Genomic DNA, 24,888 nt, shown 5'->3' with positions numbered 1-24,888 from the left:
TCACAGATGCAAGAAGGGGCGCAACGCGGTCATGAATTCCTTGGGGGCGGTGTAGTTGATGGTGTGCCCGAGGCCGGGGAGGACCCGGAGCTCGCCCCTCGGTAGTCGGCGGACCACTTCTTCCGCCCAGCGCTGGGGAACGAGCGGATCGTTCCCGCCCCGCACCACGAGGGTGGGCGCGGCGATGCCCGGAAGCTTGTCTTCGATACGGTCCTCCATGGCCATTCGTATGGTGAAGCGGATGCGCCGCATCCCCGCTTTCACGTAGTCGACGAAGGAGATCCAGCCCAGCCCCGGTCCCTCCGAGGACGAGTTCCGGATCAGTCGGGCCAGCTGCTGCCGGACGGTCCGCGCCTCCGGGTCGACCGTCGGTCCTTGAAAGACCAATCGATCCACGCGATGGACGTGCCGCAAGGCGAACTCGGCCAGGATCTGACACCCGAACGAGTTGGCGACCAGATGCGCGGAAGGGAACCGCATGGCGTCCATCCAGGCCGCCAACGCGTCCGCGAGCTCTCCCAATCCGAGCATGGCCCGAGGCTTGGCGCTGTCGCCATAGCCAGGAAGGTCGATGGCATACACGGGGCACAGGGGGGCGAGCTCGAGCGCCGTCGGCACCATGTAGCGGCCCGAGATCACCAGGCCGTGCACCAGCACGACCGGCTTCCCCGCCTGATCGCCGCCACCGACCCGAGCGTGCATCACGCCGGCCGCCGTATCGACCCACACACGCTTGAGCGGCATCGCGCTACACGCTATCACAGGCAAGCTCGGAACCGAGGGGCGACCGACTGCGAGCTTCCCCCTTGACTCTGCGGCGACGAGGTGGTCACGTGGAGGAGGAGATCGGGTCCGACCCTAGCTGTACAGCGAGGTGACGCCATGGTTGAGCGGAAGACTTTTCCGGCCTACGGAGGCTACAGCATTGCCGTCGCGAGCGAGCAGATGCGCGACGGCAAGTGGGCGGCGGTCGCGACCATCACACAGTCTACCGGAACCGCCCAGCGAGCCATCGACCTGCCAGTACCGGACGAGCGCTTCGAGACGGAGGCGGAAGCTGAAAACGTCGCCTTCAAAACGGCGATGGAGTGGATAGACCAGAACACGCCGCGCTCCGAAGGCCCTTCGTCCCCCGGACCTTCGAAGGTAGCCTAAGCGCACTACGCGGTCCCCGCCGCGGTCGCGGTCGGGTGGCGTCGCACGCCTCGGAGCGCCCCGATCCGAAAGGGAGGACAGGATATGCCAGAAAAACGAACGATAGCGCGGGCCCGCAAGGATCGACGCCAAGGCAAGGCGCCGAGCACACAGGCCGGCGAGTTCGTCCGTGAAGAGATCGAGCACATCCGTGAAGGGAAGCACGGTGCTCGGTCGGCTAAGCAGGCGATCGCGATCGGCCTTTCGAAGGCGCGCAGGGCCGGCGTCCGGCTCAGACCGCCCAAGAAGGGACGGACGTCCGCGAGGACACGGCGGCGTGCTCGGCAGGACTACCTCGCGGGAAGGCGCGGAACGCAGCGGAAGCCCTCTGCCCGGCGCTCCAGGGCCGTCACGAGGGCACTGAAACGAGAAGGCCAGCAGGCCGCCTCCCGCACGGCGCTTTCGCGTCAGGCGCACCAAAGCGCACGCCGTCGGCGCGGCACGCGACGCCGGTCTCGACCCTAGAGATACTTTCCGAACCACTCCAGGATGAGCCGGAAGCGTTCCAGGCGGTGCCGGGGCTTGCCCGAGCGTGACAGCTCGTGGTTCTCGTCGGGAAAGCGGACGAACACCACGTCGCGATGGAGCTTCTTGAGAGCCACGAAGAGCTGCTCGGCCTGCTCGATCGGGCAGCGCAGGTCGTCCTCGGAGTGAATGATGAGGAGCGGGGTGACGATGTCCTTGGCGTAGGTGAGGGGCGAGCGCTCCACGTACCACGCCATGTTCTCCCACGGCGCGGGGCCGTTCTGGGCGAGCTGGAACCAGTGCCCGATGTCGCTCGTCCCGAACATCGTGTACTGGTTGTTCACCGCGCGCTCGGAGCAGGCGGCCTTGAAGCGCTGCGTGTGGCCGACCACCCAGCTCGCCATGAACCCGCCGTAGCTCCCGCCCAGAACGCCGAGACGCGCGGGGTCGATGAACTCGAAGCGCCGCAGCGCCTCGTCGAGCCCCGCCATCACGTCGGCATAGTCGCCCCCGCCCCAGTCGCCCACCACGGCGCGCGTGAATGCCTCGCCATAGCCCTGGCTGCCCCGCGGGTTCGTGTAGATCACGACATAGCCGGCTCCCGCCTGAGTCTGAAACTCATCGAACATGACGTTGCTGTATTGCGTGTGCGGTCCCCCGTGGACGTTCAGGAGGGCAGGATACTTGACGCCTTCCGTGAAGCCGAAGGGCTTCATCACCCAGCCGTCGATGGTGAACCCGGCGCGCTCGAAGGTGAAGCGCTCGGGCGCGGCGAGGGCCACTTCGCCCTTCCAGTCGCGATTCAGGTCGGTGATCTGGCGCTCGTTGCCTCCGTCCGGCTCACAGACGAAGACTTCCGACGGCGAGAGTGACGCCGTGGCCGCGAAGGCGAGCGTGCGGCCGTCCGCGCTGGCGCTGACCCCGGTGATGGCGCGCTCGCCCCGCGTGATGCGAGTGGCCGGGCCCGCGGCGTCCGCGCGAACACGGTAGAGGGCAAGGTCGCCCCTGTCCTCGATCGAGAACGTGACCCAGTCCCCATCGGGCGACCAGATGAGATCGAGGTTCGCCGGGCACGAGCGGTCGAGATCGGGCGTGAGACACGTCGGGGCGCCGCCAGCGACCGGCACGGTGTAGAGGCGAAGGTTGCGGCCGATCTCGTTGAGGGGGCGGCGACCGAGGTAGGCGACACGACGGCCATCCGGCGAACATGCCGGTAGCGCGACTGGGCCCCCGGTGTCGGTCAGCTTCTGAAGATCACCGCCGGTCGCGTCGACCACCCAGACGTCCCGGGCGTCGTCCTCGTCGCGCCCGTCATGACGGGCGGAGGCGAACACCAGCCGTTTGCCGTCGGGCGACCAGGCCGGCTCACCGTCCTGAAAGTCCCCGTCCGTGAGCTGCCGCGGCTCCCCGCCGTCGGCGCTGACGACAAAAAGGTGCGGGGGGCGGTCATAGATCCAGCCCTCGGCGTTGAACCGGTACTTGAGCGTGGTGATGACGCGGGCGGGTTTGGACTTCTGCTTCTCCTCCTCCGTCTCCGGCTCCTGCCAGCCGCCCACGCGCGACAAGAATGCCAGTCGCGTGCCGTCGGGCGACCATACCGGCTCGGTCACCCCGTTCTTCAGATCCGTGAGCCGGGTGGGCTCCCCGCCGTTCGCCGGCATGACGTAGAGCTGCGCCTTCTTCTTCCCGTCGCGCTCGGAGAGGAAGGCGAGGCGCGCGCCGTCGGGCGACCACCGGGGCGCGGTGTCCCGCTTGGGGCCGTTGGTGAACTGCCGTGGCTCCCCGCCTCCGGTGTCCGCCATCCACACGCTCGAGAGGTACTCGTCCCTGTCCTCGGAGAGCGTGGTGACGACGAAGGCGACCCGCCGTCCATCGGGCGAGATCTGAGGATCGGCGATCCAGCGGATCCGGGTGATGTCCCGCGGCTCGAAGGGGCGGCGCGCCGTCAGCGTGTTGATCGGATCGCCGGGCGCCATGACGCCGATGCTGCCAGATCGCCCGGTCCGGGTCAAACGCTCGCGAGCGCGTGATATGCTTCGCCGCGTGAAGGCGAAATGGCTCCTCGTGATCGCGGGGCCCACGCTGCTCCTGCTCGCGGGGAGTGTCCTCGCGGTCATCTTCCTGCCTTTTCCCGTGCCCAGGACGGCCACGCCCGTCCAGCGTCTCTATCTCAGCCGCTGCGCGACCTGTCACGGATCCACCGGCGAGGGCTCGTGGCGCGCGGCGATCTTCTTGATCCGCCCCGGCAACCTCCGCGATCCTCGCATGGCCGGGCTCTCGGACGAGTACCTCTTCAGCCTCATCAAGAACGGCGGGGCCACGATAGGCAAGCCTGGCATGCCCGCCTTCGGCTACCATCTGACCGATGAAGAGATCCGCGCCCTGATCGCGTACCTGCGCGCGATGCCTGCGTCGAAATAGCAGGCAGCCCTTTAACCTGGAGGACTCACCGATGAGCACGGACTTGATCGAAGCCATCACGGACGGCGTGGCCGTCCTGACCATGAATCGCCCCGACCGGCTCAACGCCATGTCGGGCGAGATGCTGGACGCCATGCTCGTCTCGCTCGAGCGCCTGGCCTCCGACCCCGACGTCGGGGTCGTGGTGCTGACCGGCGCGGGGCGCGGCTTCTGCGCGGGGGGCGACGTCAAGGCCATGGCCGAGGGCCGCGAGTTCGGCGGCGACACGATGGAAGACAAGGCGCAGGGTCTGCGCGCGAAGATGGAGACCTCGCGGTGGCTGCACGAAATGCCCAAGCCCACCATCGCCATGGTGCGCGGGGCCGCCGCGGGCGCGGGGCTGTCGCTGGCCATGGCCTGCGATCTGCGCATGGCGAGCGACAATGCCCGTTTCGCCACCGCCTTCGCGCGCGTTGGGTACTCCGGCGATTTCGGCGGCAGCTACTACCTGACCCAGCTCGTGGGCACCGCCAAGGCGCGCGAGCTCTACTACACCGCGGCGCTGCTGGATGCCAAGGAAGCCCTCGCCCTCGGCCTCGTGAATCGGGTGGTGCCCGACGCGGACCTCGAGAAGGAGACGATGGCCCTGGCCGCGCGCATCGCCGCGGGGCCGCGCGTCGCCCTCCGCTACATGAAGCGCAACATGAACGCCGCGGAGGCGGGCACCCTCAAGGAGCTGCTGGATCTCGAGGCCTGGCACCACACGCGCTGCGGGATGACCGAGGACCATCGCGAAGCGGCCCGCGCCTTCGTCGACAAGCGCGAGCCCGTGTTCAAGGGGCGCTAGCCATGGCCCGCCTCCCGGATGTCCTGGGCTCGCTCGACGCCGAGGCGAAGAAGGTCTACGACCGCATTGCGTCCAAGCGGGGCCGGATCGGCGGCCCCTTTGCCCCCCTCATGCATCATCCGCCGCTGGCCGAGCGCGTGGCCGCCGTGGGCGAGTACCTCCGCTACGACGCGACGCTCCCCGGCGATATCCGCGAGCTCGCTATCATCATCGCGGCCCGCCATGTCGGCCAGCCCTACGAATGGGTCGCCCATGCGGCGATCGCCATCAGGGAAGGCCTGCCCGAGGAGATCGTCGAGCAGGTCCGGGCCCGTCGCGATTTCTCGACGCTGCCCGCGCGCTACGTGCGCGCGGCCCGCCTCGTGCAGCACGTGCTCGCGCGCGAGTCGGTGCCGCAGGCCCTCCAGGACGAAGTGGTGAGCGAGGTCGGCGAATCGGGGATGATCGAGCTGGTGGTGCTGGCGGGCTACTACCAGGCCATCGCGGCCGTGCTCTTCGCCTTCGACGTGCCTCTGCCCAAGGACACCCCGCCGCCTTTCTGAGAGATCCCGGTCCACCCTTGACACGGCGGCCGAGCCCGACTGATGGCCCCGGCGCGCGCGCCGATGGCGCCAGTCCCTCATGGCCATGAGTCTCTCGCGGCGAGCGCTCTTGGGGCGTACCGGCATCCTCCTCGCCCCCTGGCTTCTTTCGCGCCCCCGGTGGGCCGCGGGCGAATCCGCCCCGCTCAACGTGCGCCGCTATGGCGCAAAGGGCGACGGCAGGACGAAAGATACGCGCGCCATTCAGGCCGCCATTGACGCCGCGGGAAAGTCGGGAGGCGTCATCGAGTTCCCTCCGGGCGAGTATGTGTCGGGCACCCTTCACCTTCGAGGTCGTATGGCCCTTCGACTCGCGGCCGGCGCCAGCTTGATCGCCAGCCCGGATGACGCGGACTTTGATCCGTATGAAGAGCTTGGCTACGATTCGTTCGCGGACCGTGAGACGACGGATTTCAACTTCGCCCTGCTCCAGGGGCGCGCGTTGCAGGATGTCCGCATCGTCGGGCCGGGCCGGATCGACGGGAACCGGACGAGACGCGGCGGTCCGAAACCGATCGCCCTCAAGCAATGCGGCAAGATCCAGATTCATGACCTGACCATCGACAACGCGCCAAATTACAACATCAGTCTTCTCGGCTGCCACGACGTGGATATCGTGGGCGTCACCATTCGGAACGGGTACTCCGACGGGATCGATCCCGACTGCTGTCGGAACGTGCGGATTGTCAAGTGCCGCGTCGAGTCGCGCGATGACGCGATCGTGGCCAAGGCCAGCTTTGCTCTCGGAGTGCGGCGGTCGACGGAAAACGTGCTGGTGGCCGAGTGCGCGCTCGTCAATGTCCGCAACGCGCTCAAGCTGGGCACGGAGTCGATCGGAGACTTCAAGAACATCGTGTTCCGCGATTGCACGATTTCCGCGCGGCCGGAAGCGTGGAAGCCCTATCCGGCGGGCTGGAAGCCCCTTGCGAGTGCCGGCATCTCGCTCGAGACGGTGGATGGGGGAAGCCTCGAGCAGGTCCGGGTGTCAGGTATCACCATGGTGGGTGTTCGCGCGCCCATTTTCGTCCGGCGGGGCCGGCGCGGTCGGGGACCGACAGGGCCGACCGCGGGAGAGCTGAAGACCGTCTCGATCGCCCACATCGTGGCCACCGGCGCCCTGTGGACGTCCTCCATCACGGGCATTCCCGGCCATCCCATCTCGGACATCTCCCTGAACGACATCCGGATCACCAGCAAGGGCGGCACGAAGGTCGGGGGCCGCGCGCGCGAAGTGCCGGAGTTCGAGAGTAAGTATCCGGACGCCGCCATGTTCAACGATGATCTTCCCGCCTACGGCCTCTATTGCCGACACGTGACGGGTCTGAAGCTGGACGGGATCGACCTCAAGGTCGATCAGCCGGACGCGCGGCCCGCGGTGATTCTGGACGATGTGGGCAAGGCTGAGCTCAAAACGATGGTGGCGACACCACCGACAGGCGGCGGACCGGTCCTGTGGCTACGCTCGGTGCGAGATTGCCTGCTCCACCGCTCCCGTCCGCGCGCCGGCGCCAAGACATTCGTGCGGCTCAGCGGCGCGGAGACGGCGGGGGTCCGGCTGGAGGGCAATGACTTCAGCCAGGTCGAGCAGGTGGCCATGGTCGATCCCGAGGTGAATGCCACGGCGCTGCGATTGGAGAGGAATCTGATGCGGAAGTAGGAAGCGGTACCTGATCTACAATGGCGCGGGCTGACCCAGAGGCGGATGGGCGATTGCGTCGCCCGCCAGCTCGGCGTCGCGTCCTGAGCTACAATGCTCGCGGGCTCATCCCGAGGAGGTGACGTCATGGCCCTCGACAAGCCGCAGGTGGTCCAGATGCTACGCACGATGATCCTGATCCGGGAGTTCGACGAGCGCGCCATCCAGCTGCGGGTGGCCGGCAAGATCTACGGCGCGGTGCATCCCTATGTGGGCCAGGAGGCGATCGCAGTCGGGGTCTGCTCGAACCTTACCGTCAGCGATCGCGTCACCAGCACCCACCGCGGCCACGGGCACTGCATCGCCAAAGGCGCGGACATCCGGCGCATGATGGCCGAGCTGTTCGGCCGGGTGGACGGCTATTGCAAGGGCAAGGGTGGCTCCATGCACATCGCCGACTTCGCGGTGGGGATGCTGGGCGCCAACGGCATCGTGGGCGGCGGCCTGCCCATCGCCTGCGGGGCGGCCCTGGCCGCCCAGCTCGAGGGCAAGGGCGACGTGACCGTGTGCTTCTTCGGTGACGGCGCGGCCGCGGAGGGCGAGTTCCACGAGGCGCTCAACATCGCCTCGGTGTGGAAGCTGCCCATCGTCTTCGTCTGCGAGAACAACCAGTACGCGGCCAACAACGCGGTGGCCGTGCAGCATCCCGGGGTCGACATCGCCGCCCACGCCGGCGCCTACCACATGCCCGGCGTCATCGTGGACGGCAACGACGTGCTCGAGGTCCACACGGCCACCGGCGAGGCGGTGGTCCGCGCCCGGCGCGGGGACGGGCCGAGCCTGCTCGAGTGCAAGACCTATCGCTGGCACTTTCACGCCATGCGGAACACCCCGCCCGCGGAGACGCGCGCCTCCGACGAGATCCTCTCCTGGAAGGCCCGCGATCCCATCGCGCGCCTCGAGCAGCACGGCCTGGAACGGGGCGTGCTCTCGGCCGCCGAGATCGGCACCATCCGCGAGCGCGTGAAGAGCGATCTCGAGGCGGCGGTGGCCTTTGCCGAGCAGAGCCCATTCCCCGATCCGAAGGATCTGCTCGTCGACATGTTTGCCGACTGAGGCCAAGAGGAGCGCGACATGCGCGAGATCAGCTTTCAGAAGGCCCTCGAAGAGGCCGTGGCCGAAGAGATGCGGCGCGATCCCCGGGTCATCCTCCTCGCCACCGATTTCACGGGCGACCCCATCAAGGAGTTCGGTCCGGCGCGCGTGCGCTTCACGCCCATCTCCGAAGCGGTGCTGACGGGCATGGGCCTGGGCGCGGCGGGCTCGGGCTTCCGCCCCATCGTGAACTGGCGGATGGTGACCTTCTCCTTCGTGGCCATGGATCAGATCGTCAATCAGGCGAGCAAGATCCGCTACATGTTCGGCGGGCAGGCCGACTTCCCGGTCACCTACCGCTGCTCCACCGGGGGCGGCATCGGCCTCGCCGCCCAGCACTCGCAGAGCCCGTACTCGATGTGGATGCATCTCGCGGGACTGAAGATCATCCTGCCCTCGACGCCCGCGGACGCCAAGGGCCTGCTCAAGAGCGCCATCCGAGACAACAATCCGGTGGTCTCCTTCGAGTGCAGCCGGCTCGCCACGGCGACCGGCCCCGTGCCTGACGGAGACCACCTGGTGCCCCTCGGGGTCGCGGAGGTAAAGCGCGCGGGCACGGACGTGACGATCGTGGGTCTCGCCTACTACGTGCCCGAGGCGCTGGCCGTCGCCGAGGAGCTGGCGCAGGAGGGCATCTCCATCGAGGTGGTCGATCCGCGGACGCTCGTTCCCCTGGATGTCGAGACGCTGCGCGCCTCCGTGCGAAAGACCGGCCGCGTGGTCATCGTGGACGAAGCGCCCGCCACGTGCTCGGCAGCCTCGGAGATCGCCGCGCTGATCGCCGAGGATCCCGAGACGTTCCGCTGCTTGAAAGCCTCCGTGCGGCGGGTCTGCGCCCTCCCCGTCCCCGTGCCCTACAGCCCGACCCTCGAGCGCGCCGCCCTGCCGAACCGGGAGGACATCAAGGCCGCCGTCTACGAAGTGCTCAAGGAGTCCCTGCGTCCGCTGTAGCGCGCGACTTGCGCCTATTTCTGATCGCGCCGCTCTTCTTGAAGGGCCTCCAGTTCGGCGACGGCCTCCAAGTCCTTGGGGCGCCCGGCGGCTCGCTTCACGTGGATGAGACGCGCGAGACCGAGACATCGGTATTCGCTCCCCGACACCTTGACGACCTGGCTATGAGACAGAAGGTCAGCGTAGCCGCCCCCGCCCACGATTTCTCCGAACAGGTCCAGATCACCCAGGGCCGTGGTCAACGTGAAGTTGAGGCCTCGCCGGATCGTCTCGGCGTCCCACCGAAAGGGCAACCCCGGCGGTGCCCCGCGCAGGTACGGGCTGTGGGGAGCGAGAGCGGCGGCCAGCCTCGCGATGTTCTCGGGGGTGCGCGCATACACGAGATCCAAGTCCTGTGTCAGGCGCGCTGACCCGTGAATGGTGGCGGCGACCCCCCCCACGATGATGAACTCCACCCCGGCCCGGTGTAGCTCCTGGAGCGCTCGCTCCAGGTCGATCATCGCAGGGCGCGACCCGCCCGCCTCAACTCGTCGGCGAAACGCTGCAAGCGACCGAGATTGCGGACTCGTTCCTCGACCGTCCGCGCCAAGTTGGCGCGCAAGAGCGTCCTGTCCACGTCCTTCTTATAGGCGTCGATGACAGGATCGGCCTCGCTGGTAGCGGGCTCAACCCAAGACCGGTCGGTGGGCTCACTCATGGCTCCAATCTAGCACGCAGGGCCCGGCCGTGAGGTCCCCCTGCCGCGCGATCGGGATCGATCTGGGTCAGGTGTTGCATCACGACATCGCGGTCTAACCAGGGAGGACTGCCCAACAGAATGTCGTTGGGCAGACCTGACCCCGCCGCACCTGACCCCGCCGCCATTGACCGCTGACGCAACGCGATGGTACCGTTCGGCCGCCGATGGCACCCGGTGCTGCGAAGGTCTCCATCCGCGACCTGACCGTCGCCTACGCAGGTCGCGACGGGCGCTTGACCGCGCTCGAGCGAGTCAGCCTCGAGGTCGAGCCCGGTGAGTTCCTGTGCCTGGTCGGGCCGAGCGGCTGCGGCAAGTCCACCCTCCTGCGAGTGGTGGCGGGGCTCGCGCCGCGCGAGTCCGGCGTGGTCGAGATCCGTCCCGATCGTCCAGGCCGGCCGCTCACCGCCATGGTCTTCCAGGAGCACGCCCTGCTGCCGTGGCGCACCGTCTTCGACAACGTGGTGTTCGGTCCGGAGAACCGCGGCGTCCCGCGCGCCGAGCGCGAGGGGCAGGCGGGCCGCATGCTCGACCTGGTCGGGCTCGCGCCGTTCGCCCGTGCCTACCCGCACCAGCTCTCCGGCGGCATGAAGCAGCGCGTGGGCATCGCGCGCGCCCTCGCCAACGATCCCGAGGTGCTCCTGATGGACGAGCCCCTCGCCGCCCTCGATGCTCAGACGCGCGCGATCCTCCAGGAGGAGCTGCTCCGGATCTGGACCAGCCTCGGCACCACGGTGATCTATGTCACGCACTCCCTCGAGGAAGCGCTGCTCCTCGGCGATCGGGTCGTGCTCCTCACGGCTCGGCCCGGCCGTGTCAAGCGCGTGTTCCCGGTGCCCCTGGGCCGGCCGCGCGGCCTGGAGGCGCGCGCCTCGCCGGAGTTCGGCGCCCTGGTGGACAAGATCTGGGCCGAGCTACGGGAAGAAGTGCTGAGGAGCGCCGAGGCCGAGCGGCGGGCGCCGGCGCCGTGAGGCCAGGCCTTCGCCCGCGGCACGATCTCGTCGCCCTCGCTTTGCCCGTGCTGTTCTTGGTGGCCTGGGAGATCGCCAGCACGATGGGGGCGCTGCGGCCCGTCTTCTTCCCTCCGCCGTCGGTGATCGCCCGTCACCTCATCGCCCTCGTGGCCGACGGCACCCTGCCCAGCCACCTCGGCGTCACCCTCACTCGCGTGGCCGCGGCGTTCGCGCTGGCCGCCGGGCCCGGCGTGGTCGTCGGGCTGGCCATGGGTATGTCGCGCCGGACGCGCGAAGGTCTCGATCCGCTCTTCGCGCTCATCTATCCGATCCCGAGCGTGCTGTTCCTGCCCCTGCTCTCGTTCGCCCTGCGGGCCGAAGAGGTGGCGGTGGCCGTGACGGCGGCCTTCACGTCGTTCTTCCTGGTGACGTACACGACGATGACCGGTGTGCAGCAGCTGGACCGCACGGTGCTGGAGGCCGCCCGGCACTTCGGGGCGCGCGGGAGCCGTCTCTTCCTCTCGGTGCTCTTGCCCGCGACGTTGCCGTCCATCTTCATCGGGCTCCGCCTCGGGCTGGGCTACGCGCTGATCGTGGTGGTGGTCGTGGAGATGGTCGGCGCCCCGCGCGGTCTGGGCTCGCTCCTCTGGCTCTCGTGGCAGATCCTGCGCGTCGAGGACATGTACGTGGCGCTGGTGACCGTCGCCGCCCTCGGCGCCGTCCTCACGTGGGCCGTGGAGTGGCTGCGGCGTCGCCTGATTCCCTGGGCCCAGGACATCGCCGAGGTCGGCGCGTGACCGGTGCCGTCGTTCCCGTGCTGCTCGTCGCCCTCTGGGAGGCCGCGTCGCGGACGGCTCTCGTGTCGCCCCGCTACTTCCCTCCGCCCAGCGTGATCGTGACCATGCTCGGGCACCTCCTGAGCGCCGGCGAGTTCTGGGGCGACGCGCTGATGACGCTCACGCGGCTCGCCGCCGCCTTCGTGGTGGCGGCGGTGGCCGGCGTGCCCCTCGGACTCGGCATGGGCCTGTGGCGGCCGCTGCGTCGGCTGATCGAGCCCTCCGTCGCCCTTCTCTATCCCCTGCCAAAGGTCGCGCTGCTGCCGCTGTTCCTGATCATTCTCGGCGTGGGCGAGGGTGCGTTCATCTTCACCGCCGCGGTGACCGCGTTCTTTCAGATCGTCACCAGCACGGTCGGCGGGACGGCGACCATCGATCCGCGTCTCGTGGAGGCCGACCGCAACTACGGGGCTCGGGGTCTCGCCCTCTTCCGAAAGGTCATCCTGCCCGCGGCGCTGCCCGCCGTGCTCACCGGGCTCCGGCTGGGGCTGGGGCTGGCGCTCATCACGGTCATCGCGGTAGAGTTCGTGACAGCCAAGTCCGGCCTCGGCCACCTGGTCTTCCGCTACTGGCAGATGCTGCTCACCGGCGAGATGTATGCCGCGTTCGTGCTGATCGGGCTCATGGGGCTCGGGGCCACACGCGGGCTCAAGGCGGTGCAGCGGCGCGCGCTCGGCTGGCAGGACGAGGTCGGCTGGCGATGATCACCCCCGAGCTCTCGATGAGGAGGTGTCCGTGATGGCGATCCGTCGCGCGGTCGTCGCGTTGATGCTGCTGGCCACGGCCGTGCTGGCCGTCGCGCCGGCCGCCACGCCGCAGGCCAAGCCCTCCGTCCGCATCGGCTACCTCCCCACCGATTCCTTCGCGGCCCTGTACATCCTCGGCGACCGGCACCTGCCGGCGGCGGGCGTGGGCGTGGAGATGGTGCGCCTCGCCGGCGGCCCCGAGATCCTGTCCCAGGTCGCCACCGGCCAGCTCCAGGTCGGCGCGGCCGGGATGGGCGCGGCCGGCTTCAACGCGGTGGCGTCGGGGCTCCCGGTGGAGTTCGTGGCCCCGCAGCACTCCGGCTTTCTCGCCGACTACTTCACCGTGCGCAAGGCGTCCTGGGGGAAGGAGATCAAGCGCATCGCCGACCTCCGAGGCAAGCCGATCGCCCTCAACGTTCGGGGGGCCGCGGTGGAATGGATGCTCGAAGAGGCCCTGAAGCTCGACGGCCTCACCCTCAAGGACGTTCAGATCAAGCTGATGCCGTTCCCCGACATGGTCCCCGCCCTCGAGTCGGGAGCCGTCGAGGCCGGGATCGTGTCGGAGCCCTTCCCCACCCTGGCCGAGGAGCGCGGGGTCGCTGTGCGCCCCCTGACCCGTCCGGCCGACGCCAGGGCCACGCCGATCACGGCGATATTCTGGAACAAGGACTGGGCGGCCAAGAACCCCGACCTCGCGCACACGGTGATGACGGCCTACCTCAAAGCCGCCCGCGATCTCGCGCTCGACAACGGCTGGAAGCAGCCCCGCAACATCGAGGTGATGGTCAAGTACACGGGCGCCAAGGCCGAGGTCATCCAGAAGGCACGCGCCCACGTGCTCGACCCCAATCTCGAGACGGACCCCGCGGTGCTCGAGTCCATGCAGAAACTGGCCGCTGACATGGGCTATCTGAAATACAAGGACCTGCTCCCCGTGAGCCGGATCTTCAACTTCGCCTACCGGGATCGCGCCGTGCGCGAGGCCGGCCGCAAGTAAGTTCGCCGGCTAGGCGTGGCCCTCGACGGCGCGACGGAACTGGTCTAGGTGATTGGGGTCGTGCCAGGCCATCACGGCGAGGAAGTCGTCGAGGGTGCGCCGGCCGCGCGAGTCCATCTGGACGCCCGCGCGATCCCATTGCCCGTCGGACAGCTCGCGCAGGAAGGCGAGCGTCTCGGCACGCCGTCTCCTGAAAGCCTCGAGCGCCGGCGCGGCGTCGTGGCGCAGGTACTGGCGCTCGGCCGCCCAGCGGTTCGGGTTCGTGGTCGGGAACCGCGGCTCGTCCATGGTCAGGACGAGCCGGAATCGGTCGAGAAAAGACTCCTCGGTATCCCGAAGGTGGCAGAGGATCTCGACGGGCGCCCAGTTGACGCCGTCGGGCCGGCGCGCGAGCCGCTCCGGTCCCTGCCCCGCCATGGCCCGCGCCAGCTCGTCGCCCGTGAGGGTCAGGCGCGCCAGACGCTCGGCCCGCGGCGCCTGCCGCCATTCTTCCACCGTCCGCACCGGCGACGGCAAGGGACACCAGCCTCAGCAGCAGCCGCCCGCCACCTTCCCCGGCTGGACCAGCTCGACGCGCGTGTCGTCGGGCGCGCGCAGGAAGGCGATGCGCCCGCCGTTCGGCAGCTGGATAGGCCCCTCGAGGAGCTGAGCTCCCAGACCCTCGAGCCGGCGGATATCGCCCTCGATCTCGGTGGTGTCGAAGCCGAAATGCTCGAGACCGAAGTGGGCGGAGGCGTCACCCGGTCCGAGCTTCTCCCCGGTGCGCGGGCCTGAGATATTGACGGCCATGCCCCCGTCGGCGCTCTGGCAGCGCACGAAACGGTCGCCGAAGACGCGCGTCTCGTCGTTGACGATCTTGAAATCGAAGGCCTTGGCGTACCATTCGGCCGTCCGCCGCGGGTCGGGGGCCTTCAAGTGAATGTGGTTGATCCGAAAGGCCATGATTGCCTCCATTGGGGCCGCTTGCGCAGCAGGGAACAGCTCTCCTTCACTGAATCTTGCGGATCTCGACCACGAGATAGCGATCGGGAAGCTGGCGCACCGTCAATCGCACTCGATCGCCGCGCTGGAGACCCGCCGCGTCCAGCATCTCCTTCGTCTCGGCAAAGAAGACCATGCTGGCCATCTCGTCCATGAGGCCGGGGGCGGCGTCGTGATGCACGACCATCAGCGTATCGCCGGCGCGTGCCTCGAACACTCCCGTGACCCGGTGGAGGCCCGGCCCCGGGTAGATGGCGCGCCACGTTCCCCAGATGCCGGCAGCGAAGCCTACCACGAGCAAGACGAAGAAGAGGAGGGGGACGACCCGGCGGGGCGGAGGAGCCACGACCGCGGTCAGGCGCTGCGGTCGGAGCACCGCCGAGCGGGAGCGGCGTGGAACTCGGGCAGGCGCGGGACGCCCTCCGGCCACGCGACCGGTGGCGGGAGGTGCTCAGGCGGGATCAGGTCCAACTAGTAGCGGCGAGTACCCGGATAGTAGCCCGCATCACCGGGGCCGGGGATCTGACCGCTGACATGCTCGGGGGTGAGAACCCAGTCGCCGCCACACCCTTCATTGAAGACGCCCGTGGCGGCGCGATAGGCGCTGCCGAAGGTCAGGAGCATGACGAGGACGCTGGTCAGGGTCCCCGTCGCGCAGATGATGGCCTTGCCCGGCACGTAGATGACATTGAGAAAGCCCGCAGCCACGGCATCGCCGGAGGTCGGATCCGTAGACGTGACGGGATCAAGCGCGGGCGGCAGGTTGGAATGGGTCATGATGGGTACGGGCTGCCGGTCCCCCAGCGACGGCTCGAGCACCTGCTTCGGGGGCGCAGGAGGTGGCGGCGGAGCCGGCGCGGCAGGCGCCGGGGTAGCGGGAGTCGCCTGCGCCAGCTGTGACGGCTCCGCCGGCTGGGTCTGGGCCCAGGCCGCCAGCGGCATGAGCGACCCCGAGAACAGAACGGCGGCCGCGACGACCGCGGAAATCCACGAAGAAGCCTTCATGGCGCTACCTCCGTCACTCGTTGCGAAGCATCTCCTACGTTGATTGATACGACCACTGCCCTTTGTCTAAGATAGGCGCCTCGGCCCGAATATATCAAGGAAAAACCAGCCGGTAGAAATCCCCCGGGCGGCCGGATATCCTGCCCGCGCCGGGGGTGTTATGATTCCGCCCGCAGCCTCAGACCGCTTCCCCGAAACCACGAGGAGGAGCCTCACCCATGAAGATCGTCCGGTTCTCCCACAATGGCCAGTCGCCCCGCCTGGGCATCCTCGAAGGCAAGGACCGCGTGGTCGACCTCGAGGCGACCTATGCCGCCCTTCTGGCTTCCCGGGGGGTGGTCCGAGCCTCAGCCATTGCCGCCGCGCTCTTCCCTCAGAGCACTCGCGGCTTCCTGGAGGGGGGCCCAGCGAGCCAGGACGCGCTCGCGGCCATGCTGGAGGCCATCAAAGGGGGGCGCTTCCAAGCCGTGGCCCATCCCGCGGGCTCGGTCAGGCTCCATGCCCCGATCAACGACCCGGGTAAGTTCATTTGCATAGGTCTCAACTACAGAGACCACGCCGAGGAGTCGGGGAACCCCGTGCCCAAGGAGCCCCCGGTCTTCCCGAAGTGGAACAACGCCATCCTGGATCCGGGCGAGCCCATCCTCCGGCCCCGCGGGGAGAAGACCCTCGACTGGGAGGTCGAGCTGGGCGTGGTCATCGGCAAGACGGCGCGCTTCGTCCCCAAGGACAAGGCGCTGGACTATATTTTCGGCTACACCATCATCAACGACGCGAGCGCCCGTGATTTCCAGTTCCACACGAGCCAGTGGGGCCCCGGCAAGATGGGCGACACCCTGGCCCCTGTCGGCCCGTACATCGCGGACAGGGCAGAGATCCCGAACCCCCATGTGCTCGAGCTCAAGACCTGGATCAACGGGACGCTCATGCAGCACGGCAATACCAAGAATTTCATCTTCGACCTCGGCTACATCATCCAGTACCTGACCAATATCATGACGCTGTCGCCGGGCGATCTCATCGCCACGGGCACGCCGGCCGGCGTCGGCTTCACGCGCAAGCCCCAGATCACGCTCGGCCCCGGCGATGTCTGCAAGCTCGAGATCACGGGGCTCGGCACGCTCGAGAATCCCGTCAAGGACGCCTGACCGCGCCCGGGAGGTCGACATGCCCGTACGCTCGCTGCTTCACTACGCGCTCGAGGTGCCGGACCAGACGCTCGGCCAGCGCTACTATCAGGACTTCGGCCTCGTGGACGAGTCGGGCCGCGGCGCCGCCGTGCGTCTGCGCACCGCGCGCCAGTCGCGTGAGAGCGTGCAGCTCTACGAGGGTCCTCGCAAGCGGCTGCACCATCTCTGCTTCGGCGCCACCGGCGAGGAGTTCGCCCGCACGCGCGAGGCGGTCCGGCTCAATGGCACACCCGAGGTCGATCCGCCGCGCGGGGGGGCCGGCGAGGGCTTCTGGCTCCGCGATCCCGACGGCAATTTCGTCAACGTGCGCGAGGAGGCGGCGCCCGGTGCCCCCGCCGACCCGCCGCCGCCCCTCAACGGGCCCGGCTACGCGCCCCGCCAGGCCGTGCGCGGCGCCCCCGAGCGTGGCCTCAAGCCCGCGCCGCGGCGCCTGGGCCACGTGCTCCTCTTCACGCCGGATATCACCCGTCAGGTCGACTTCTACACGCGGGTGCTGGGGCTCAAGCTGTCGGACCGCTCGCAGGAGATCATCGCCTTCATGCGCTGCACGACCGACCATCACAACCTCGCCCTCCTGGCCTCGAGGGCGCCCGGCTTCCATCACGCCTCCTTCGAGGTCGGCGGGGTGGACGAGATCGCGCTGAGCGCCGCCGCGATGGCCGATCGCGGCTGGCAACCCGGCTGGGGACTCGGGCGTCACGTCATCGGCTCGAACTTCTTCTATTACATCCGCGACCCGTGGGGCAGCTTCGCGGAGTACTTCTACGACCTGGACCATATCCCGGAGAGCTGCGCCTGGGAGCCGCGCAATTTTCCCCCCGAGGATTCGCTCTACGTGTGGGGTCCGCCCGTACCCGCCGACTTCGCCGAGAACAAGGAGGCCTGAGCCTCGGTGGATCTCGATCTGTTGCGCGGGCTCGCCCAGCCCAACACCACCAAGATCGTGCTCTGCTCCCTCGACGGGCTCGGCGGCCTCCCGAGGCCGGAGACGGGCAAGAGCGAGCTCGAGACGGCCAGAATCCCCCACCTGCACGCGCTGGCCGCCCGCTCGGCCTGCGGGCTCCTGCGCCACGTCGGACCCGGCATCACGCCGGGCAGCGGGCCGGGACATCTGGGGCTCTTCGGCTATGACCCGCTCCGCCACCCCGTCGGCCGCGGCGTGCTCGAAGCCCTCGGCATCGACTTCCCGCTCCAGCCAGGGGACGTGGCCGCGCGAGGGAATTTCTGCACCGTCGACGCAGAGGGCCGGATCACCGACCGGCGCGCGGGGCGCATCACCACCGAGCTCTGCGTCAAGCTCTGCGAGAAGCTGAGACAGATCAGCATAGAGGGCGCCACGCTCCTGATCGAGCCCGTCAAGGAGCACCGCTTCGTGCTCGTGCTCCGCGGCCAGGGCCTGTCGGGACATCTGTCGGAGACGGACCCGCAGGCCCTCGGCAAGCCGCCCGTGCCCGTGCGCGCCCTCGATTCGGCTGCCGAGCGCACGGCCGTCATCGTCAATCAGTTCATCGAGCGCGCCCGCGGGCTTCTCCAGGACGCCGCCCCTGCCAACATGATCCTGCTGCGTGGCTTCGACACCCAGCCCGCCTTGCCCCTCTTCCCCGAGATCTACGCCTTCCGCGCGGCCGCCATCGCGGCCTATCCGATGTACCGCGGGCTCGCGCGGCTGGTCGGCATGGAGGTATTGAAGACGGGGTCGACCTTCGCCGACGAGATCGAGACGCTCCGCAAGCAGTGGACGGCCCACGATTTCTTCTTCGTGCACTACAAGGACACCGACAAGGCGGGGGAGGACGGCGACTTCGACGCGAAAGTGGCGGCTCTCGAGCGCTTCGACGCGGAGCTGCCCGGCCTCCTCGCCCTCGAGCCTGACGTCCTCGCCGTCTCGGGCGACCACTCGACGCCGTCCATCCTCGCGGCCCATGGCTGGCAGCCGGTTCCCGCTCTCGTGGCGAGCCGCTACAGCGGGGCCGACCACGTCAGCCGCTTCACGGAGCGGGACTGCGCGGGCGGGGCCCTTGGCGTCATGCCCGCGCAGGAGCTCATGCCCATCCTGATGGCCAACGCCCTCCGCTTCATCAAGTACGGGGCCTAGCGCCGGCTCGGTGTTCCGCCAGCGGTCCGGCTCCATCCTCTGCTACGCCTGCGGCAAGCTCAACCGCGCGGATGCGTCGGCCTGCTTCTATTGCGGGCGGAGAAATCCCGGCCTCTGGGGATTCGGGCCCTCACTCGGGCGCGTGATCGGCCGCCTGGACTTCGCGGGGCTCGTCACCATCGTCGCGGTGGCGGCCTATGTCGCCTCACTCCTCCTCGATCCGAGTGGACTGCTCCGCGCGCGCGGCCCCTTCGACTTCCTCGCGCCGAGCGGCCCGGCCCTGAACGCCCTCGGTATGACGGGCGCGGTCGCCTGGCATCTCGGCCGCTGGTGGACCGTGCTCACCGCGATCTACCTGCACGGCAGCTTGCTTCACCTGGTCTTCAACCTGCTCTGGATCCGTCAGATGGCCTCCGATGTCGAGGAGGTCTTCGGCCACGCACGCTTCATCGTGATCTTCACGGTGAGCGGCGCTCTCGGCTTCGTCCTCTCGAACCTCGTCGGCATTACCTTCACCCTCGGCGCCTCGGGCGCCGTCTTCGGTCTCTTCGGGGCCATGGTCTACTACGGGCGGCAGCGCGGCGGGTTCTTCGGTCAGGCGGTGCTCCGACAGTACGGCACGTGGGCCCTCGTCATCTTCGTCCTGGGCTTTTTGCCAGGCTTCCACGTCAACAACTGGGGTCATGGCGGCGGATTCGCCGGAGGCTTTCTCGCGGCCATGGCGCTGGGCGCCGGCCCGGGCCGGCCGGAGAGCGGCATGCATCGGGTGCTCGCGGCCCTATGCCTCGGCCTGACCGTCGTCGCTTTCGCGCTCGCGCTGTGGACGGCCTTCGCCGCCTGAGCCGCGTCAGCTGCCGGCTTCGCGCCGGAAGGCCGCCAGCTGATCGGGCAGACCGAAGACCCGGAGGCGGTCGCCCGTGCGCAGGACGGTGCCGGCCGTCGGGTTGTGCAGCACGGGGCCGTGGGCTTTCGTGATGGCGACCACCGTCACCCCGAGGCGCTCGCGGACGCGCGCTTCGCCCAGCGTCTGATCGGCGAGCGGCCCAGCCCCCATCACCACCTCCTCCACCGCGGGCAGCGCCTCGGCCGGGCCCGCGTTGCCCTGCGCCATCTCCATGGCGCCGCGGAAACGGCCCAGATAGGCCAGGATGCGCTCCTGAGGAAGCTCGAGGCGGCGGAGGGCGTGGCGGATCAGCGTGGCCGCGGCCTCGGTCTCGGGCTGTATGAGCTCGTCGGCGCCCGCGCGCAGGAGTCCCTCGCGAGCCGCCGCGTCGTGAAAGCGCGCCAGGATGGGGAGGTCGGGGCGCATGCGACGGAGCCCCTGGACAGCGAGGCGCGCTCGATCAGCCACGGGCACGGTGACCACGGCAAGCGTCGCGCGATCGACGCCCGCGTGCTCGAGGAGCCGCCCATGGGCAGCGTCGCCGAAGAGGCACGGCACCCCGCGCGCGGCCAGCCCTCGAATGACGTCCGGATCTAGTTCAATGACGAGATACCGGATGCCAAAGCTCTCGAGTGCCTCGCCGATGGCGCTCCCCACGCGGCCGAATCCACAGAGGACGACGTGGTCGTGCAGCCCGGACCGCTCGACGGCCAATTCCTTCCGGTGCCGCCGGCCGCCCAGGCCGAGCTTGCCCACCCATCCCTCCATGACGCGGAAGAGGGCGGCGTTGAGGAGAATGGTGATGAGCGAGGCGGCCAGCGCCGTCTGGTACACGTCGGAGCTGATGTGCCCGGCGCTGCGCGCGACCTGCACGAGCACGAAGGAGAACTCGCCGATCTGCGCCAGCCCCGTGCCCACCAGGAGGGAGGTGGAGAGCGGCTGGCCGAGCGCCCACACGACGGCCGCGCGCAGCACGAGCTTGCCCACGACGATGAGGGCGACCATGGTCCCGAGCAGCGGAAGATTGCTCAGAACGCTCCGCACATCGATCAGGACACCCACCGTGACGAAAAAGAGCGCCACGAAGGCGTCCCGGAGAGAAAGCAGGCGCGCCAGGATCTCGTGGGCATAGTCCGACTCGTTGATGACGAGTCCGGCCAGAAAGGCTCCCAGGGCCACCGACAGCCCCATGGCCTGCGTGGCGGCGGCGGTGCCCAGGCCCACGGCCAGCGCGAAGAGGAGGAAGAGCTCCGAGCTGCGCGTCTGGGCCGCTCGAGTCATGAGCGGCGGAAACACCTTGCTCGAGAGATACCAGAATGGGATCAGGATGAGGGCCGACTTGCCGAGCGCCAACCCGATGCCGAGGAACCGCTTGGGCTCGATCAAGCCCAGCTCGGGCGTCACCACCATGAGCACGACGGCGGCCAGGTCCTCGACGAGGCTGATGCCGATCAGCACCCGCCCGTGGCGCGAGTGAAGCTCACCTCGCTCCATGAGCAGCCGGGCCAGCACCATGGTGCTCGACACGGAGATCACGATGCCGACCATGAGGCCCTGCAGGGGCGGCCAGCCCAGCACCGCTCCGGTGCCCGCGCCGAGGCCAATCGTGAGCAGGACCCCGAGCGGCGCGCCCACGAGGGCCACCCAGCGGACGCGCTGGAGATCCCGGAGGGAGAACTCGATCCCGACCGAGAACATGAGCAGGACGACGCCGATCTCCGCGAAGAGCTCGAAGCTGTGGGCATCGCTGACCGAGGGCCCCGGGGTGAGCGGGCTGATCAGGAGCCCGCCCAGGACATAGCCGAGAACGAGGGGCTGGCGCGCCACCCAGGCCAGGGCACCGCCGACCACCGCCGCGATGAAGACGTACGCGAGGTCGCGGAAAAGAATGGGGTCAGCGCTCATGGCCGGACGCAGAATACCCCGGTCCTGGCCCATTGCCAGTGGCCTAAGATGCTTGCTTCCCGGGCAGGCCTTGAGGTACTCCTGGGGGGGGCTCCACTAGACTCGCGTGACATGGGAGGAGACATGGCCGAGCGTCCCCGACGCCGCACAGCGCCGAGCGCCGCGCAAACCCGGCTCAAGGAACTGGAGGCGCGGCTGGCCCAGCTCGAGAAACAGCTCAAGGCGCTCCGCACGGAGACGGCGGGCAGCGTCGGAGCCGCCCGCGTGAAGCTCAGACGGCTCGAGCGCCGGGCCGCGGAACAGATAGGCCGGGCCCAGCGCGCGCTCAAGCAGTCCCTCGATTCGATCAGCCAAACCCTGGCGACCTCGCGCGAGAGCGTGGGCGATCAGGCGAGCCGGCTCACCCGGGCGGTCCGCGCGGGCGTTCGCGCGGGAAGCCTGGCCTACCGCCGCTCGCGCAGCTAGGAGACCGTCGAAGTGATTCCCCTGCCCTCCCGAGCAAGAACGCTCCGCTTCGAGCGCCGGCTTCGCCGGCGCCATCTAGTTTTCGGGGGGAGGCTTCGGAAGGGGGGCGGAGCCCCCCTCCGAGCTTTCTAGGAGAGCCCTCGCCTCCGAAGGCGCTCACCGATGCGCCCCGTGCTGGTCGTGCCCGAAGATCTCCTGCCCCACCTGGGCAGCCACGTCGCCTTCGGCGGCGAGCCGCCGAGCTACCTGGTCGCCTCGGTCTCCCTGCGAACACGGCTCGCGCGACGGAAGATCCGCGCCACCGTCGGTGATCCCGAGGACGCGCCGTCCTACCGGCGGCTCCTCGCCAAAGGTCGCGGGGCGCTCGTGGTGGCCGCGCCCGCCGCCCGGCTCCCGCTCGTGGTCGCGGCCATCCGGGCCGGCGTCCCGGACGCCGCCGTGCTCGTGGTGGCCGACGAGCGGCTCCGCGGCTCGGGCATCGTCACGGTATCGCCCGCCGCCTTCGCCGAGCGCGTGCTCGAGCCCGAGCTCGAGCGCGCCTGCGCCCGGGCGCGCGCCGAGCGGCTGCGCACGCACTTCTACGACGCCGAGCGGGTCCTCATCCTGATGCAGGACGACCCCGACCCCGATGCCATCGCCTCCGCCCTGGCCCTGCGCACCCTGCTCGGACGCAATCGCACGGGAGCGCCCATCTGCACCTTCGGCACCATCACACGGCCGGAGAACCTGGCCATGTGCAAGATCCTCGAGATCGACGTCGAGCCGATCACCACGCGGGAGATGCACGGCTTCGACCGCGTGGCCATGGTCGATGTGCAGCCCTCTTTCCTCGAGGAGCGCTTCGTCGACGTCGACCTCGTCATCGACCACCACCCGATCGAGGAGCCCATCCGTGCCCATATCCGCGACGTGCGGCCATCCTATGGCGCCACCTCGACCATCCTCGTCGAGTATCTACGGGCCGCCGACGTGAAGATCAGCCAGCGCCTGGCCACCGCGCTGCTCTATGGCATCAAGGCCGACACCCTGGGGCTCGAGCGCGGCGGCACCAAGGCCGACCTCGAGGCCTTCACCTACCTCTACCTTCTCGCCAATCACAATGCCTTGCGCCGGATCGAGCGCCCCGAGCTTTCCGAGGCCGCCCTCGACGCGCTGGCCGCGGGGCTCGTCAAGCGACGCATCGTCAAGGGCGTCTTCTTCTCCCACCTGGGACGGGTGGCCACCGTCGACCTCATTCCCCAGTTCGCCGACTTCGGGCTGCAGGCCGAGGGCGTGGAGTGGTCCGTCGTCTCGGGCGAGGTGGCCGGCGACCTTCACGTCTCCGTACGCAATGTCGGCTATGTCAAGAGCGCCGGCGAGGTGACGCGCGCGGCCTTCGGCGACTTGGGCTCGGCGGGCGGCCATCGCACGATGGCCAAGGCGGTCATGCCGCTGCGCGATCTCCTGGAGGCGGGTGGTGAGACCCGCTCCAGCACCGGGTGCCAGGAGCGCATCATCGAGCGCTTTCTCCGCGCCCTCGGCCAGAACGGCAAAGCCCACTAACACGCCTTTCGAGCGAGGAGGCGCCCATGCTCTTCATCTATCTCTTGATGGCCGTGGTCGGGGTCCTCGCGATGATCTTTGCCATCCAGAACCCAGACTCCGTCGAGGTGCGCTTTCTGCAATGGCAGACCGTGAGCCTGCCGCTCTCCCTCGTGATCCTCTTCTCGGCGTTCGTGGGCGTCATCTTCGCCGCCATCAGCGGCTTTGCCCAGCAGATCCGGCTGAGGCTCAAGATCCGCCAGCTCGAGCATAGGATCGCTCAGCTTGCGGACGCTCCTGCCCCGCGCCCGACCGCGGCCCCCGGTCCCGACACCATCCCTCGATAGGCGGCGCATCCCTCATCCCTTGCCGCCGTCGCTACAGAGCGTCACCGTGGCGACAGTCACCGAGGTGGCGGGCCATCGAGACTCCCCTTCGCGTTTCGGAATTTTCTCCTTTAGGATCAATGGGTCAGAAAGCGCTTGGCAAGGCTGGGGCCTTGTGTTAGAAGTGCAGAAGTTGCGCACACGGGGGCACTTTTTTAGCCCCGTCCCAAGGAGGCTCAGGGTGGATAGGGCGCTCGAAAAGCGGCAGGTCAAGCGAGCCTATAAGTTCTATGCCCCCGCCTACGATTTCGTCTTCGACTGGATCTTCCACCCCGGCCGCGAGCAGGCCATGCGCTTGTTGGACATCAAGAGAAACGACCACGTCTTGGAGGTCGGCATCGGGACCGGGCTCAACCTGCCCCTGTACCCGACCCACTGCCACATCACGGGCATCGATCTCTCGGAAGAAATGCTGGAAAAGGCCCAGGACAAGATCATCGAGCTGGGGCTCATCAGTGTCACCCTCAAGGTCATGGACGCGACCGTGATGGACTTCGGCGAGAGCGAGTTCGACTCGGCGGTGGCGACCTATACCATCAGCGCGGTGCCCGACCCCGTGGGGGTGCTGCGCGAGATGCGTCGGGTGGTGAAACCGGGCGGCAATATCGTGCTCCTCAACCATTTCCGAAGCGAGCGGCGGGTGGTCGGTCGACTGGAAGATTTCGTCTCGCCCGTGTGCACCCGGCTGGGTTGGAAGTCCAACCTGCCCTTCGAGCCCCTGCTCGAGCAGGTCGGGCTCATCCCCGACATCTCGACCAAGGTCAATCTGTTCAACGGCTGGCGCCTGATCAAGTGCGTCAACCGTAAGTAGCCAGCTCCGCCCGGTCTTCTCCCCAGTTCCAGCAAGTTCCAGCAAGCTCTCAGGCGGCTCAAAAAGGTGCAGATGCGAGGCGACGCCCGAAGGCCGCAGGTGAGGCGTAATTCTCACTCAGCCCTCGCCTCGTGGCTCCGCCCCTCAGC

27 protein-coding genes are annotated in these 24,888 nt (G+C 68.7%); 19 read left to right on the top strand and 8 right to left on the bottom strand.

Annotated features, from left to right (window positions below):
• Complete coding sequence (locus VGT00_05295; GenBank protein ID HEV8530808.1) at positions 1 to 744, bottom strand: alpha/beta hydrolase; 744 nt, start codon at positions 742 to 744, stop codon at positions 1 to 3.
• A gap of 138 nt (positions 745 to 882) precedes the next feature.
• On the opposite strand from VGT00_05295, the gene VGT00_05290 reads away from it, so the two are divergent.
• Positions 883 to 1,155 (top strand): DUF6566 family protein, encoded by a 273-nt coding sequence (locus VGT00_05290; GenBank protein ID HEV8530807.1) that lies wholly within the window; start codon positions 883 to 885, stop codon positions 1,153 to 1,155.
• Between the two features lie 500 nt (positions 1,156 to 1,655).
• Here VGT00_05290 and VGT00_05285 read toward each other — a convergent pair whose 3' ends face one another.
• Positions 1,656 to 3,635, bottom strand: coding sequence for a S9 family peptidase (locus tag VGT00_05285; GenBank protein HEV8530806.1), 1,980 nt, complete (start codon positions 3,633 to 3,635; stop codon positions 1,656 to 1,658).
• Between the two features lie 55 nt (positions 3,636 to 3,690).
• Here VGT00_05285 and VGT00_05280 point away from each other — a divergent pair, with 55 nt between their 5' ends.
• The 6 genes from VGT00_05280 (at position 3,691) to VGT00_05255 (ending at position 9,229) form a co-directional block, all read left to right on the top strand.
• The gene (locus tag VGT00_05280; protein HEV8530805.1) at positions 3,691 to 4,080 is read left to right on the top strand and encodes a cytochrome c; all 390 of its coding nucleotides are present in this window, start codon (positions 3,691 to 3,693) and stop codon (positions 4,078 to 4,080) included.
• Positions 4,081 to 4,111: 31 nt separating this feature from the next.
• Positions 4,112 to 4,906: an enoyl-CoA hydratase gene (locus tag VGT00_05275; GenBank protein HEV8530804.1), complete on the top strand. Its 795-nt coding sequence runs from the start codon at positions 4,112 to 4,114 to the stop codon at positions 4,904 to 4,906.
• Positions 4,907 to 4,908: 2 nt separating this feature from the next.
• Complete coding sequence (locus tag VGT00_05270) at positions 4,909 to 5,448, top strand: carboxymuconolactone decarboxylase family protein (protein ID HEV8530803.1); 540 nt, start codon at positions 4,909 to 4,911, stop codon at positions 5,446 to 5,448.
• Between the two features lie 337 nt (positions 5,449 to 5,785).
• Positions 5,786 to 7,144 carry a glycosyl hydrolase family 28 protein gene (locus VGT00_05265; GenBank protein ID HEV8530802.1) on the top strand — a complete coding sequence of 453 codons (1,359 nt, stop codon included), beginning with the start codon at positions 5,786 to 5,788 and terminating at the stop codon, positions 7,142 to 7,144.
• 126 nt (positions 7,145 to 7,270) lie between these two features.
• On the top strand, positions 7,271 to 8,239 hold the full coding sequence (locus tag VGT00_05260) for a thiamine pyrophosphate-dependent dehydrogenase E1 component subunit alpha (GenBank protein HEV8530801.1): 969 nt from the start codon (positions 7,271 to 7,273) through the stop codon (positions 8,237 to 8,239).
• An 18-nt stretch (positions 8,240 to 8,257) separates the two neighbouring features.
• The gene (locus VGT00_05255; GenBank protein HEV8530800.1) at positions 8,258 to 9,229 is read left to right on the top strand and encodes a transketolase C-terminal domain-containing protein; all 972 of its coding nucleotides are present in this window, start codon (positions 8,258 to 8,260) and stop codon (positions 9,227 to 9,229) included.
• Between the two features lie 14 nt (positions 9,230 to 9,243).
• Here the strand turns inward: VGT00_05255 and VGT00_05250 are convergent, their stop codons facing one another.
• Positions 9,244 to 9,729, bottom strand: coding sequence for a hypothetical protein (locus tag VGT00_05250; GenBank protein ID HEV8530799.1), 486 nt, complete (start codon positions 9,727 to 9,729; stop codon positions 9,244 to 9,246).
• A gap of 403 nt (positions 9,730 to 10,132) precedes the next feature.
• Here VGT00_05250 and VGT00_05245 point away from each other — a divergent pair, with 403 nt between their 5' ends.
• The 4 genes from VGT00_05245 to VGT00_05230 are packed head-to-tail and all read left to right on the top strand — an operon-like array spanning position 10,133 to position 13,497.
• Complete coding sequence (locus tag VGT00_05245; GenBank protein HEV8530798.1) at positions 10,133 to 10,936, top strand: ABC transporter ATP-binding protein; 804 nt, start codon at positions 10,133 to 10,135, stop codon at positions 10,934 to 10,936.
• Entirely contained in the window at positions 10,933 to 11,715 is a 783-nt protein-coding gene (locus VGT00_05240; GenBank protein HEV8530797.1) for an ABC transporter permease, read from the top strand. Before VGT00_05245 ends, VGT00_05240 begins: the two co-directional genes overlap by 4 nt.
• A complete protein-coding gene (locus VGT00_05235) occupies positions 11,712 to 12,458 on the top strand; it encodes an ABC transporter permease (protein HEV8530796.1) in 747 nt (248 codons plus the stop codon). Before VGT00_05240 ends, VGT00_05235 begins: the two co-directional genes overlap by 4 nt.
• A 34-nt stretch (positions 12,459 to 12,492) precedes the next feature.
• Positions 12,493 to 13,497: an ABC transporter substrate-binding protein gene (locus VGT00_05230; protein ID HEV8530795.1), complete on the top strand. Its 1,005-nt coding sequence runs from the start codon at positions 12,493 to 12,495 to the stop codon at positions 13,495 to 13,497.
• A gap of 9 nt (positions 13,498 to 13,506) precedes the next feature.
• Here VGT00_05230 and VGT00_05225 read toward each other — a convergent pair whose 3' ends face one another.
• From VGT00_05225 to VGT00_05210, 4 genes are all read right to left on the bottom strand, one after another.
• Entirely contained in the window at positions 13,507 to 14,013 is a 507-nt protein-coding gene (locus VGT00_05225; GenBank protein ID HEV8530794.1) for a DinB family protein, read from the bottom strand.
• A gap of 12 nt (positions 14,014 to 14,025) precedes the next feature.
• Positions 14,026 to 14,439 carry a VOC family protein gene (locus VGT00_05220; GenBank protein ID HEV8530793.1) on the bottom strand — a complete coding sequence of 138 codons (414 nt, stop codon included), beginning with the start codon at positions 14,437 to 14,439 and terminating at the stop codon, positions 14,026 to 14,028.
• Positions 14,440 to 14,485: 46 nt separating this feature from the next.
• Positions 14,486 to 14,824, bottom strand: coding sequence for a hypothetical protein (locus VGT00_05215; protein HEV8530792.1), 339 nt, complete (start codon positions 14,822 to 14,824; stop codon positions 14,486 to 14,488).
• A gap of 125 nt (positions 14,825 to 14,949) precedes the next feature.
• Positions 14,950 to 15,483, bottom strand: coding sequence for a hypothetical protein (locus tag VGT00_05210; GenBank protein HEV8530791.1), 534 nt, complete (start codon positions 15,481 to 15,483; stop codon positions 14,950 to 14,952).
• A gap of 218 nt (positions 15,484 to 15,701) precedes the next feature.
• On the opposite strand from VGT00_05210, the gene VGT00_05205 reads away from it, so the two are divergent.
• From VGT00_05205 to VGT00_05190, 4 genes are read left to right on the top strand one after another with little or no spacing between them, the layout of a single operon-like run.
• Complete coding sequence (locus tag VGT00_05205) at positions 15,702 to 16,631, top strand: fumarylacetoacetate hydrolase family protein (protein ID HEV8530790.1); 930 nt, start codon at positions 15,702 to 15,704, stop codon at positions 16,629 to 16,631.
• A gap of 19 nt (positions 16,632 to 16,650) precedes the next feature.
• Entirely contained in the window at positions 16,651 to 17,559 is a 909-nt protein-coding gene (locus VGT00_05200; GenBank protein HEV8530789.1) for a VOC family protein, read from the top strand.
• Positions 17,560 to 17,565: 6 nt separating this feature from the next.
• Positions 17,566 to 18,768 (top strand): 2,3-bisphosphoglycerate-independent phosphoglycerate mutase, encoded by a 1,203-nt coding sequence (locus VGT00_05195; protein HEV8530788.1) that lies wholly within the window; start codon positions 17,566 to 17,568, stop codon positions 18,766 to 18,768.
• A 10-nt stretch (positions 18,769 to 18,778) separates the two neighbouring features.
• Complete coding sequence (locus VGT00_05190; GenBank protein ID HEV8530787.1) at positions 18,779 to 19,609, top strand: rhomboid family intramembrane serine protease; 831 nt, start codon at positions 18,779 to 18,781, stop codon at positions 19,607 to 19,609.
• Between the two features lie 6 nt (positions 19,610 to 19,615).
• On the opposite strand, the gene VGT00_05185 is transcribed toward VGT00_05190, so the two are convergent.
• Entirely contained in the window at positions 19,616 to 21,556 is a 1,941-nt protein-coding gene (locus VGT00_05185; protein HEV8530786.1) for a cation:proton antiporter, read from the bottom strand.
• A 123-nt stretch (positions 21,557 to 21,679) separates the two neighbouring features.
• Between VGT00_05185 and VGT00_05180 the strand changes: the two genes are divergently transcribed.
• From VGT00_05180 to VGT00_05165, 4 genes are all read left to right on the top strand, one after another.
• Positions 21,680 to 22,021: a hypothetical protein gene (locus tag VGT00_05180; GenBank protein HEV8530785.1), complete on the top strand. Its 342-nt coding sequence runs from the start codon at positions 21,680 to 21,682 to the stop codon at positions 22,019 to 22,021.
• Between the two features lie 162 nt (positions 22,022 to 22,183).
• Positions 22,184 to 23,563, top strand: coding sequence for a DHH family phosphoesterase (locus tag VGT00_05175; GenBank protein ID HEV8530784.1), 1,380 nt, complete (start codon positions 22,184 to 22,186; stop codon positions 23,561 to 23,563).
• Between the two features lie 26 nt (positions 23,564 to 23,589).
• Complete coding sequence (locus VGT00_05170; protein HEV8530783.1) at positions 23,590 to 23,889, top strand: LapA family protein; 300 nt, start codon at positions 23,590 to 23,592, stop codon at positions 23,887 to 23,889.
• Between the two features lie 220 nt (positions 23,890 to 24,109).
• Positions 24,110 to 24,739 (top strand): class I SAM-dependent methyltransferase, encoded by a 630-nt coding sequence (locus VGT00_05165; GenBank protein ID HEV8530782.1) that lies wholly within the window; start codon positions 24,110 to 24,112, stop codon positions 24,737 to 24,739.
• Positions 24,740 to 24,888: the final 149 nt, after the last annotated feature.

It is taken from the genome of Candidatus Methylomirabilota bacterium, assembly GCA_036002485.1.
GTDB lineage: Bacteria > Methylomirabilota > Methylomirabilia > Rokubacteriales > CSP1-6 > AR37.
Note: the sequence above shows the minus strand (reverse complement) of the source record. Positions and strands in the feature narration are given on the sequence as shown.